Source organism: Nocardia sp. NPDC003979 (assembly GCF_053605015.1).
Genome location: NZ_JBSGIJ010000011.1, coordinates 233,602 through 245,312, shown reverse-complemented (window position 1 = coordinate 245,312; position 11,711 = coordinate 233,602). Strand labels below are relative to the sequence as shown.

General features: G+C 69.2%; 13 protein-coding genes. 8 read left to right on the top strand and 5 right to left on the bottom strand.

Translation table 11 applies throughout. The features are described from left to right. The 3 genes from ACWEVR_RS23180 to ACWEVR_RS23170 form a co-directional block, all read left to right on the top strand. On the top strand, positions 1-210 hold a 210-nt coding region (locus ACWEVR_RS23180), incomplete at its 5' end, for an AMP-binding enzyme (protein WP_452468679.1). Between the two features lie 90 nt (positions 211-300). Next, entirely contained in the window at positions 301-921 is a 621-nt protein-coding gene (locus tag ACWEVR_RS23175; RefSeq protein WP_357152330.1) for an LON peptidase substrate-binding domain-containing protein, read from the top strand. 250 nt (positions 922-1,171) lie between these two features. Further along, a complete protein-coding gene (locus tag ACWEVR_RS23170; protein ID WP_452468678.1) occupies positions 1,172-1,579 on the top strand; it encodes a QcrA and Rieske domain-containing protein in 408 nt (135 codons plus the stop codon). Between the two features lie 41 nt (positions 1,580-1,620). Here the strand turns inward: ACWEVR_RS23170 and ACWEVR_RS23165 are convergent, their stop codons facing one another. After that, entirely contained in the window at positions 1,621-2,088 is a 468-nt protein-coding gene (locus ACWEVR_RS23165; protein ID WP_067642833.1) for a VOC family protein, read from the bottom strand. A gap of 116 nt (positions 2,089-2,204) precedes the next feature. Between ACWEVR_RS23165 and ACWEVR_RS23160 the strand changes: the two genes are divergently transcribed. Further along, on the top strand, positions 2,205-3,053 hold the full coding sequence (locus ACWEVR_RS23160) for a TIGR03619 family F420-dependent LLM class oxidoreductase (RefSeq protein ID WP_452468677.1): 849 nt from the start codon (positions 2,205-2,207) through the stop codon (positions 3,051-3,053). A gap of 165 nt (positions 3,054-3,218) precedes the next feature. Here the strand turns inward: ACWEVR_RS23160 and ACWEVR_RS23155 are convergent, their stop codons facing one another. Then, a complete protein-coding gene (locus tag ACWEVR_RS23155; RefSeq protein ID WP_452468676.1) occupies positions 3,219-3,929 on the bottom strand; it encodes a hypothetical protein in 711 nt (236 codons plus the stop codon). Next, positions 3,926-4,873 carry a hypothetical protein gene (locus ACWEVR_RS23150; RefSeq protein WP_243750121.1) on the bottom strand — a complete coding sequence of 316 codons (948 nt, stop codon included), beginning with the start codon at positions 4,871-4,873 and terminating at the stop codon, positions 3,926-3,928. The genes ACWEVR_RS23155 and ACWEVR_RS23150 overlap by 4 nt, the downstream gene beginning before the upstream one ends. A 92-nt stretch (positions 4,874-4,965) precedes the next feature. Between ACWEVR_RS23150 and lspA the strand changes: the two genes are divergently transcribed. From lspA to ACWEVR_RS23135, 3 genes are all read left to right on the top strand, one after another. Beyond that, positions 4,966-5,571 (top strand): signal peptidase II, encoded by a 606-nt coding sequence (lspA, locus tag ACWEVR_RS23145; RefSeq protein ID WP_452468675.1) that lies wholly within the window; start codon positions 4,966-4,968, stop codon positions 5,569-5,571. Between the two features lie 73 nt (positions 5,572-5,644). Continuing rightward, entirely contained in the window at positions 5,645-6,571 is a 927-nt protein-coding gene (locus ACWEVR_RS23140; protein WP_067497526.1) for an RluA family pseudouridine synthase, read from the top strand. Further along, positions 6,564-7,337 (top strand): hypothetical protein, encoded by a 774-nt coding sequence (locus ACWEVR_RS23135; protein ID WP_452468674.1) that lies wholly within the window; start codon positions 6,564-6,566, stop codon positions 7,335-7,337. The genes ACWEVR_RS23140 and ACWEVR_RS23135 overlap by 8 nt, the downstream gene beginning before the upstream one ends. Before the next feature lie 107 nt (positions 7,338-7,444). Here the strand turns inward: ACWEVR_RS23135 and ACWEVR_RS23130 are convergent, their stop codons facing one another. Further along, positions 7,445-8,263, bottom strand: coding sequence for a PhzF family phenazine biosynthesis protein (locus tag ACWEVR_RS23130; RefSeq protein WP_452468673.1), 819 nt, complete (start codon positions 8,261-8,263; stop codon positions 7,445-7,447). A 70-nt stretch (positions 8,264-8,333) separates the two neighbouring features. Beyond that, complete coding sequence (locus ACWEVR_RS23125) at positions 8,334-10,754, bottom strand: cation-translocating P-type ATPase (protein ID WP_452468672.1); 2,421 nt, start codon at positions 10,752-10,754, stop codon at positions 8,334-8,336. Between the two features lie 35 nt (positions 10,755-10,789). On the opposite strand from ACWEVR_RS23125, the gene rarD reads away from it, so the two are divergent. Then, a complete protein-coding gene (rarD, locus tag ACWEVR_RS23120) occupies positions 10,790-11,704 on the top strand; it encodes an EamA family transporter RarD (protein WP_067497514.1) in 915 nt (304 codons plus the stop codon). Positions 11,705-11,711 lie beyond the last annotated feature (7 nt).

The following is an 11,711-nucleotide window of genomic DNA, read 5'->3' as shown; positions in this document are numbered from 1 at the left end:
ACCCTCGTCGACACCCTCAAAGCCGAAGTATCCAAACAGATCAGCCCCATCGCCAAACCCCGCGAAATCCACATCGTCCCCGAACTCCCCAAAACCCGCAGCGGCAAAATCATGCGCCGACTCCTGCGCGACGTCGCCGAAGGACGCGAACTCGGCGACACCTCCACCCTCGTCGACCCCGCCGTCTTCGAGGCGATCGCCAAGGCATGAACGCCCGGGACCAGGGCTTTGGGGCTCCCCGGCGAGTCCGAACACGGACAACGTGATCGAAACGGGCATGCTGTGACCGTGGAGATTCCGATGTTCCCCCTGGGTACCGTGCTGCTGCCCGGTGAGCCGTTGTCCCTGCAGATCTTCGAGCCACGGTATGTGGCGCTGGTTCGCGACTGCCTCGACGGCAGTCGCGAACCGGAGTTCGGCGTGGTGCTGATCGAACGTGGCAGTGAGGTCGGCGGTGGCGAGGTGCGCACCGACGTGGGTGTGCTCGCCCAGATCACCGATGTGACCGAACTGCCCGGCGACCGGTTCCGGCTGCGCTGCCTGGGCACCGAACGCCTGCGGGTTCAGCAATGGCTCCCCGACGACCCGTACCCCCGCGCCGAGACCTCGGTCTGGCCGGACGAACCCGGCGCCGACGACACCGCCCTGCTGGACGACCTGCGCGAACGCGCTACCCGCCTCCACGACCTCACCACCCGCCTCGCCCTGCGCAGCGGCATCCGCCACCCACCACCGTCGGCCACCCTCGACCAGCTTCCCACCGACCCGACCACCCGCTCCTACACCCTCACCGCCGCCCTCCCCATCTCCCTGACCGACCGCCAAACCGCCCTGACCGCCCCCGACCCCCACACCCGCCTCACCCACCTGTCGACGGCCCTCGACGACGCCATCGCCATGGTCGAGTTCCGCCTCCAATAGCGTTGCGCGGCACCGGGCGGTGCGGCGAACTGGTTGACCCCTCGGGATACGCCAGGCACCGTTCGAGCGCACCGAAGACCTCGAACACCTGGGTGCCTCGAAGGCGCAATTGCGGCGCCCGACCGTGAGCTGACGGAGAACGCCCGCCTCGACCAAATCTGGCCCGAGTGTCGTTTCGAACCGGGAGGGCATTCGTGCCGTTGTCTGAGGGAAGAGCGGAATCGGCCGCTCGGTATTCGAGGAGGCGGCGATGAGCGGTGATGTTGTGGTGGGGCGACGGAGTGTGGTGGTGGGGGCCGGGGTGCTGGCCGCGGTAGCGGTGGTGCCTGCTTGTGGGGGTGGTGGCGGGTCGGGGTCGACGGGGGCGCCTGCCGCGCCGGGGACGGCGTTGGCCAAGACCGGGGACGTGCCGGTCGGCGGTGGGGTGATCGTCGGCGACACCGTGATCACGCAGCCGACGGCGGGGGCATTCGTCGGGCTTTCGGCGACCTGCACGCATGCGGGGTGCAAGGTGACGTCGGTGAAGGACGGGGTGATCGTGTGCCCGTGTCACGGCAGCCGGTTCGAGCTGGACGGGGCCGTGCGTGGTGGGCCCGCGCGCAGCCCGTTGCCTACGAAACCGGTTCGGGTCGAGGGGGATTCGATCGTTTCCGCGTAGCGGTTGCGCCGGGGCCCCGGTCCGGAGCCCCGGCGGTGCGCTCAGCTCGCGTTCATCATTTCGGCCATGCGCCGGTCCATTTCCTCCGGCGACACGTCCTCGATGTGGGTGGCCACGGTCCAGCGGTGACCCCACGGGTCCTCGAAGGAACCGGTGCGGTCACCGTAGAACTGGTCGGCCATCGGAGTGATCTCCGAGGCGCCCGCTTCGAGGGCGGCGGCGAAGACGGCATCGGAGTCGGGGACGTAGACCATCAGGTTCACCGGCGAGCCGCCGATGGACTTCGGGTCGACGAAGCCGATGTCGGGAACAGGGTCGCCGACCATCAGGACGGAATCGCCGATCAGCAGTTCGCTGTGCACGATCGTGCCGTCGGGACCTGGCATGCGCATACGTTCGGTGGCGCCGAGGACGGAAATGTAGAAAGCGAGCGCTTCCGCGGCTCCCGCACAGGCGATACCGGGACAGATTGCCGGATAACCAGCGGGAATGGGTGACACATCGGACATCGGAAACCTCCGGGTCGACGGTGTTGCTCGGATGCCGTCGAGCCTATTCCTCTGTCGCCCACACCGGAACCCTGGTAGAACTTGTTTCAGTTTTGACTATCCAGGAGGGCCGGGGCGTGCGGTACGGGATCGTGTTGTTCACCAGTGACCGGGGCATTACGCCCGCCGACGCGGCCTCGGCCGCCGAACAGGCGGGATTCGACGCCTTCTACGTGCCCGAGCACACCCATATCCCGGTGGTCCGGGCCGCGGCGCATCCGCAGACCGGCGACTCCTCCCTCCCCGACGACCGCTACCTTCGCACCCTCGACCCGTGGGTCGCCCTGGCCACCGCCGCCGCGGTCACCAGCCGGATCACGCTGTCGACGGCGGTGGCGCTGCCCGCCGAGCATCACCCGATCACCCTGGCCAAGTCCATCGCCTCGCTCGATCACCTCAGCGGCGGCCGAGTGGAACTCGGTGTCGGCTTCGGCTGGAACACCGACGAACTCGCCCACCACGGCGTGCCCGCCAACAAGCGCCGGACGGTGCTGCGCGAACACCTCGACGCCATGCGGACGCTGTGGTCCAACGAGGAGGCCGAGTTCGACGGCGACTTCGTGAAGTTCGGGCCGAGCTGGTCGTGGCCCAAGCCGGTGCGCGCGGGAGTTCCGGTGCTGCTCGGCGCGGGCGGCACCGAGAAGACCTTCGCCTGGCTCGCCGCGCACGCCGACGGCTGGATCACCACGCCCACCGAAGACGACCTCGGCGCGAAGATCGAACTGCTGCAACGTGTCTGGAAGGAAGCAGAGCGCGAGGGCAGCCCGCGCGTGATCGCGCTCGCGGGCAAGCACAATGCCGAACAGCTCGCCCGGTGGGCCGATCTCGGTGTCACGGAGGTTGTCTTCGGACTGCCGGACCGGGACGCTGCCGAGGTGACCGGCTACATCGCGCATCTCGGCGGAAAGCTCGGCCTGCTCGGCTGACGAGCGGGCCCACTCCGTCCGCGTCTGTCACACCTGCGGCCCTGCTAGTAGCCTGCGGCCCGCTCGGGCCCGCCAGTTATACCTGCGGCCGACCGCTGCCCCGGTCACACCTGCCACACCGACCGGCTTTCAAATGCGCCTGCAGACCCGGCCGACGGTCGCCACTCAGCCGCGCAGCTTGCGCACCTGAGCCGCCGTGAGGTCGGCCAGTACGCCGGGATCGACTTCTTCCGGAGCGGTCACGACCACCTGGACCAGAGTGTCGCCCACCTGAACGAGTGAGGTGGCCGAAGTCAGGGTCAGGCCCTCGCTCGTGGCGGTCAGGGTGAACGCCGAACCCGCATCGCCGACCGGTGGCTGATCCAGCGGGGCGGTCCGATAGTCGATGCGCACGCCCCCGTCGTCACCGGTGTAGCTGGTGCAGCGGCGTGGTCTCGATTGCAGCGACTCGAACGCGGCGGCGAGCGCGGTGTCGGGATAGCTCGCGGCGTCGATGTCGATGGTGGCGAAGCTCGGTCCGGCGAATTGGATCGAGGCGGCGGCGGCCGAGCCGGGCCACTGCTGGGCGATCGGTGTGAGCAGCCTGCCACAGTCGGCGGGGTCGGTCGGCGCGTCGGTGGGCACCGCGGTGTCGTCGCCCGCGCTGCGGGGCGGGACCGCCGTGAAGTCGCCGGGCAGGTCAGTGGCCGCGAGCAGACCCGCGGTCAGCTGCGCCTGATCGCGCACGACAGGTCCGGATCCGGGAGCCGCCGCGGCGGGCGAGGGCCAGGTCGCCGCACAGGACGCGCCGCAGTCGTCGGACGTCGACGAGCACGCTGCCAGCGCGGCGCAGGCCGAAGCGACCGCGCCCGCGCGGGCCAGGGCCGATCGCATCATTCGGTCCAGGAAATGCGGGTCGATTGCGTCTGCACGAGCGTGCTGACGCTGCGCGGATCGTGATAGGTCTGCTGACCGCCCACCTCGATGGCACCCGAAACGGGCAGCGGCAGACCGAGATCGACGGTGATCGTGCCCGCGCCCTGCATCACGTAGTTCTGGATGTCCAGGGCGCCCGCGTTGTTGGGCAGCGTCCACACGTTTCCGGTGGGGGTCTGGTTCACCTGCAGGTCGATGGTGAGCCGGTCGCCGTCGCGGCTCACCAGGGTCGCGGTGGTGACCTGATCGAGGGTGACGCCGCCGGTGATCTGCTGATGAACGGTCCACACCGCGCCGACTCCGACGGGCTCGTCGGGGAACGCAACGGACTGGTACACCGCCTGGTAGAACGCCTGCTCGAGGGCGGCCCGCGCCGAATTGGGCGTCTCGGGCGAGGGCGCCATCCGCAGTTCGGTGATGGCACCGAGGTCGCTCATCGCGAGCCCGGCCTGGGAACCGTCGGCATTGGTGAACGCCTTGTTCAGCGCCGGGTCGGGGGTGGTGACGGTGCCGACCGTCAGATCCACGCCGTCGACATCGGCGCGTGCGGTCATCGGGATGGTGAGCGCGGCGGGCGAGAAGTCGCGCACCGGCTGATCGTTGACCTGCTGCTGGATGCGGTAGTCGGTGCGCAACGTCACCTCCTGGGTGGCGCCGATGCTGTAGAGGGGGCGCAGCCGGCTGCGCGGCTCGTCGCCCGGGGAGACGACGGTGGCGACCGCGGCCGTGATCGGCACGGTCACTTCCTTACCGATACCGAGCGGCTCGAGGCCCTCGGAATCGGCGGTCGACGGCGACCGATCGGCGCACCCGGCACCGAAGGTCGCGAACCCGAGCACGAGCGCCACCAGAAACACCCCGGGGCGCGCGATGCGGGGTAAGCGAGAACTAGACAACACCGTCACAGCGATCAGGGTACGACCGCTTCCTGAGGAACTGCTGGGACTCCGGCCGGTCCGCGACGCGGCTCCGCGAACGACTAAGGAATGATGGACACGTGAGTGAAGACCGGTCAACCGACAACGCCGCAGTCCCCGCGACCGGCGACGCCGCCGACGCACCGGAAACCATCGCGGCGACCGAGACCGAAACCCCAGGTCGCCGCCGGTTGACAACGCTGCTGATCATCGCCGCCGTGCTGTTCGGCCTCGACCTGCTGACCAAGTGCCTCGCGGTCGCCTACATCGATCCCGACGACCCGGTGCCGATCATCGGCGACTTCGCGCGTCTGGACCTCGTGCGCAATCCGGGCGCGGCGTTCTCGATGGCGACCGGCATGACCTGGCTGCTCACCTTGATCGCGGCCGCCGTGGTGGTCGGCGTCATCCGCATCGGGCGCACCTTGCGGTCACTGTGGTGGGCGATCGGCCTGGGCATGGTGCTCGGCGGGGCGATGGGCAACCTGGTGGACCGGATCTTCCGCTCCCCCGGCCCGCTGCAGGGCCATGTCGTCGACTTCGTCGCGATCGGCTGGTGGCCGGTGTTCAACGTGGCCGACTCGGCAATCGTGTGCGGGGCGATTCTGCTGGTCGCGCTGACGATCTTCGGCTTCGAACCGGACGGCACCCGCAGCGGTCGCAAACACACGGAGGAGACCGCATGACCGAGTCAGGGCCAGGAGGCGGCAGCCTGCGTAACCACGGAGGGCCCCTCGGGCATGCGAAGGAGAACGCAGCGTGAGAGAAACACGAACCATGCCCGTTCCCGACGGGTTGGACGGGATGCGGGTGGACGCGGGGCTTTCGCGGCTGCTCGGTCTCTCGCGCACGGCGGTGGCCGCGCTCGCCGAGGAAGGGTCGGTGCAGCTCGACGGTGTCGCCGCGGGCAAGTCCGACCGGCTCACCGCGGGCGCGTGGCTGGAAGTGATCTTCCCCGAACCCAAACGTGAACTGACCGTGGAAGCGGCCCCGGTGGAGGGGATGAAGATCCTCTACGCCGACGACGACATCGTCGCGGTGGACAAGCCGATCGGTGTCGCCGCGCACTCGGGTGTCGGCTGGACGGGCCCGACCGTGGTCGGCGGACTGGCCGCGATGGGGTACCGCATCTCGACCTCCGGCGCGCACGAACGGCAGGGCATCGTGCACCGCCTCGATGTGGGCACCTCCGGCGTGATGGTCGTTGCTCAATCCGAACACGCCTACACGATGCTCAAGCGCGCCTTCAAGGAACGCACGGTCGACAAGCAATACCATGCTCTCGTGCAGGGACACCCCGATCCGAGCAGCGGCACCATCGACGCGCCGATCGGGCGTGCGCGCGGCAACGACTGGAAGTTCGCCGTCACCGGCGACGGCAGGCCGAGCATCACCCACTACGACACCATCGAGGCGTTCCAGGCGGCGAGCCTGCTCGACGTGCATCTCGAGACCGGGCGCACCCATCAGATCCGCGTGCACTTCTCCGCGATCCGCCACCCCTGCGCGGGTGATCTCACCTACGGTGCCGATCCGACGCTGGCCAAGCGGCTCGGGCTGGAACGGCAGTGGTTGCACGCGCGTCAGCTGGGTTTCCATCACCCGGCCGACGGGCGCTGGCTCGAGATCACCAGTGAGTATCCCGCCGACCTGGCGGGCGCCCTGGACGTATTACGCAATGCCTGACGACCCGTGGTCGTCCGAACCGGCGTCGACGACGGCGCCGGACGACCGCGGGGATCTCGTCGCGCCGACTGTCCCGCCCGACGAAGTAGCGGGCGTGGACGATTCGACCGGTCTGTCGGGACGGTCGAAGGTGGTGCTCGGTGCGGCGGCGGCGCTGGCCGTGGTGCTGCTGATCGTGGCGTTCACCCGTCCGCACGCGGCGGGTCACGTGGCGACCGATCGCCTGGGGCCCGCGCAGGGCGAACAGGTCGACGACTATCTCGCCGATGCTCGAGCCTCCCTCGACGGCACCGATGCCGATCCGCGCTGGGCGCTGGTGTCGTTCACCGAATACCAGACGCCACAACGGCTTCCGGGTATTGCCGACGGGTTGCGGATTTCCGGGGTGATCCAGCATGTGCCGATCGATCGGGTGCAGACCCCGGTCGTCACCATCGCCACGCCGGCCGGTGACGAACCCGCCGTGCGTTCGGGCGAAGCGGCGGCTGGACTGCTCGAATCGCAGCAAGTGCGCGACGGCCGTAGCGCCGAGGTGGTGCGCGTGAGCGCTTCCCGGCTGCGCGGCGGCTGCGCGTGCACGGCCGGGATCGTCGTCCGTGGGACTCTGCCCCGACTCCGCGATCTCGCCGCCGCACTGGGAGTGCGTGCGGTGCAAGCACTTCCGGCCGACGCCGTCGCCGGGCGCTTCGCGGTGAGCCCGCTGCTGCCGGAGAACACCGGGACGATCACCCCTACCCCCGACGACGGTCCCGTTCCCGCCGAGTAGGGCGCACACAGTGTGCCGCCCAGCACGTCACCGATCGGACCGGCACACAGTCGCCCCTCCCGACAGGCGCCCGCGATCGCCGACGGGCCGGTGGCTTGTGCTCGGCTTCAGTCCGGCAGAGTGACGACTCCGTCGAGATACCGTCTGCATCGCCCAAGGAGCAGGACCCGGTTGTCGGCCAGTTCGCCGCGCAAGGTCCCGCCACGGCGGGACAGCTGGCGGGCGGTGAGGGTGGAGCGCCCGAGTTCGCGGGCCCACAGGGGAACCAGCTGTGCGTGGGCCGAGCCGGTGACCGGGTCCTCCGGAACGCCGACGCCGGGGCCGAAGAAGCGGGAGACGAAGTCGCTCGAACGACCGGGAGCTGTGAGGACCGCACCGCGCGGCAGCTGCGGGAAGGCACCGAAATCGGGTGTGGCCGAACGCACTTCGTCTTCGTCGGCGACCACGACGATCTCGTCCTGGCCGGTGTAGGCGCGCACCGGGGTGACGCCGAGCGCGGCGACCAGGGCGGGATCGGGGTCGACCTGGACCGAGGCGAGGGCGGGCAGGTTCAGGACGTATTCGTCGTCGTCGGTGCGGTCGACGTGCAACCAGCCGGAACGGGTGTAGAAGCTGACGCGGTCGTGTTCGGGGTGGATGTCGGAGATGATCTGAGCGGCCGAGGCGAGGGTGGCGTGCCCGCACATGTCCACCTCGACCGCCGGGGTGAACCAGCGCAGGTGGAACGCGGGCCACTCACCGGGCGGACCGCCCGCCTCCGGGGGTAATTGGGAGGTATAGAACGCCGTCTCGGCGAGGTTGTTCTCCTCGGCGAGCTGTTGCAGCAATGTGTCCGGCAGCCAGGTGGGCAACGGCATGACCGCGGCCGGGTTGCCCGAGAACGGCGCGTCGGCGAAAGCGTCGATCTGGTGCAGCAATACCTCCATAACCGGCAAAGGTACTCCAACACCGAAACTTCGCCCGGCACAAGGGTTCTCGAGGCACGCCCGGCTCCGGTTACGCCCCCTGCGCGCCGACCGGCGGGACGAGCTTGCCCGCGTTGCCGGTCAGTCGCGCCTGCACCCACCAGGCCAGTTCCACCAGCACGATGCCGATCACACCGCACACCACCGCAGCCAGGGTGAGCCGCGGATTCGACGGGTCGAGCTTGAAGAACTCGCGGGTGAACGGAATCGTGAACAGCGCGACATAGGCCAGCACCGACACCGCGATCAGCACCACCTTCCACCACACATACGGGCGCGCGACCAGCGCGAGCACCCACACCGCGATCATGATGAGCGTGATCAGCGCGGTGGTCCCGGCCTGCACCCGCTGCGTCTCCGAGGCCTCGGGGCCCGCGTACGCGATCAGGTAGGCCACGAACGTGGCGACACCGATCACCACACCCGAGGGCACCGCCAGCCGCATCACCCGGCCCACGAACCCGGTGCGAGCGCGCTCGTTGTTGGGCGCGAGTGACAGCACGAACGCCGGAATACCGATGGTGAACCAGGCCGCGATGGTCACGTGGCGCGGCAGGAACGGATAACCGATGGGGTCGTAGCCGAAGATCTGCGAACCCACACCCGCCAGGCCCACCAGGAACGCCAGCAGCACCGAGTACACGGTCTTGGTGAGGAACAGATTCGAGACCCGCTCGATATTGCCGATGACGCGCCGCCCCTCCCCCACCACGTACGGCAGGGTCGCGAACTTGTTGTCCAGCAACACGATCTGGGCCACCGCGCGGGTGGCCGGGCTGCCCGCGCCCATGGCGACACCGATGTCGGCGTCCTTGAGGGCGAGCACGTCGTTGACGCCGTCACCGGTCATGGCGACGGTGTGGCCGCGTGACTGCAGGGCGCCGACCATGGCCCGTTTCTGGTCGGGGCGCACGCGGCCGAAGGTGGACTTCCCGTCGAGTACGTCGGCGAGTTCTTCGCGGTCCTCAGGCAGCGTGCGCGCGTCGACGGGGTCGGCTCCACCGGGCAGGTCGAGCGAGGCGGCGACCGCGCCCACCGAGACGGCGTTGTCGCCGGAGATCACCTTGATGGAGACATGCTGGCTCGCGAAGTATTCGAGGGTGTCCTTGGCGTCGGGACGCACCTTCTGTTCGAGCACGACGAGGGCCGCGGGCTCCACCCGGCCCGGCGCGTCGGGAGCGTCGACCGGGCGGTCACCGCGCGCGAGCAACAGCACCCGCAGACCTTGGGCACCCACCTGCTCGGCGTGCGCGGCGGTCTCGGAGGTGCGATCGAGCAGCACGTCGGGTGCGCCGAGGAGCCAATCACCGTGGGCGCCATAGGAAATGCCGCTCCACTTCTTGGCCGAGGAGAACGGGGCGACGGCCGTCCCGGTCCAGTCCGGGCGGTCGGGCAGCGCCTCGCCGATGGCCTGCACACTCGCATTGGGGCGTGGATCGTCTGCCGCCAACGCGGCGAGTACCTGACGCACGCTCGCCTCGTCGAAGGAACCGAGCGGTTCGACCCGGGCCAGGCGCATGCCGTTCTCGGTGAGCGTGCCGGTCTTGTCCGCGCACACCACGTCGACGCGGGCCAGGCCCTCGATGGCGGGAAGTTCCTGCACCAGGCAGTTGCGTTTGCCGAGCCGGACCACACCGACCGCGAAGGCGATGGAGGTCATCAGCACCAGACCCTCGGGAACCATCGGCACCAGGGCCGCGACCATGCCGGTCACCGCCGGGCGCCACGACTCGCCGCTGGAGACGAGCTGGTTGTAGATGCTGAGCAGGCCTGCCGGAATCAGCAGGTAGGTGATGAATTTCAGGATCTTGTCGATACCCGAGCGCAGTTCCGAGTGCACCAGGGTGAACTTGCTGGCCTCTTCGGCCAGCTTGGCGGCGTAGGCGTCCTTGCCGACCTTCGTCGCGCGGTAGGCGCCCGAACCCGACACCACGAAGCTGCCCGACATCACGGGGGCGCCGACACCCTTGTCGATCGGATCGGCCTCGCCGGTGAGCAGCGACTCGTCCACCTCGAGGGCGGCGGCCTCGGTCACCTCGCCGTCGACCACGATCTGGTCGCCGGGGCCCAGCTCGATCAGGTCGTCGAGCACCACCTCACCCGGGGCGATCTCCTTGGCGACGCCGTCGCGACGCACGGTCGGCATGGCCTGGCCGACGATGGCCAGCTGGTCGAGAGTGCGTTTGGCGCGCACCTCCTGGATGATGCCGATCGCGCTGTTGGCCACGATGAGCAGCCCGAACATGCCGTCGATGATCGAACCGGTCGACAGCACGAGCAGGAAGAGCACACCGAGGATGGCGTTGATGCGGGTGAACACGTTCGCGCGAACGATCTCGCCGACCGACCGGCTCGCCCGCGCGGGCACGTCGTTGGTCTGACCGTCACGGCGCCGCTGTTCGACCTCTGTTGCGCTGAGCCCGGTGGCGGGCTCCCGCACGGATATGGACATGCTCGACAGGCTACGTCAGTCGTAACATGGGATGAATGCAGCCAAGAACGTCCCCGCCCGGTGTCGTCTTCGGGACGGGGGCTTATCTGATCTGGGGCCTGTTTCCGGCGTTCTTCGGGCTGCTCGCGTTCGCGTCGGCCGTGGAGGTGGTGGCGCAGCGGATCATCTGGACCCTGGTCGTGGTGGTGCTGGTGTTGCTGCTCAGCGGGCGGCTGCGGGAGATGCGGGCAATCGACGCGCGGACCTGGCGGCTGGCGGCGGTCGCGTCGGCGGCGATCTCGATCAACTGGGGCGTCTACGTGTTCGGGGTGATCTCCGGGAACGTGGTGGAGTGCGCTCTCGGGTACTTCATCAATCCGCTGGTGACCGTGGCGTTCGGGGTGGTGTTCTTCCGGGAACGGCTCTCCCGTGCGCAGTGGGCCGCGCTCTCGCTCGGTGCGCTGGCGGTGGTCGTGCTCACCGTCGACTACGGCCGACCACCGGTGATCGCCCTGGTGCTGGCGTGTTCGTTCGCCACCTATGGCCTGGTGAAGAAGGTGATCCGGCTCGACGCGCTGCGCGGGATCGCCGCCGAGGGGATGGTCGCCGCCCCGTTCGCGCTGGCGTTCGTGATCGTCTTGCTGGCCACCGGGCGCAGTGAGTTCACCTCCAGCCCCGCCCATTTCGGGCTGATGATGGCCACCGGGCCGGTCACCCTGATCCCGCTGCTGCTGTTCGCCGTCGCCGCCCAGCGGGTGCCCCTGTCGACCATGGGCATCCTCCAGTACCTCACCCCCGCCCTCCAGATGGCCTGGGGCGTCGCGGTGATGCACGAACCGATGCCGCCCTCCCGCTGGATCGGTTTCGCCCTCATCTGGACCGCGCTGGCCGTCTTCACCACCGACGCCCTCCGCCGAGCCCACCGCAACCGCCACCCCGCTCCCCAGCCCGCCGAAAGCCTGGATGCCTGACCACCAC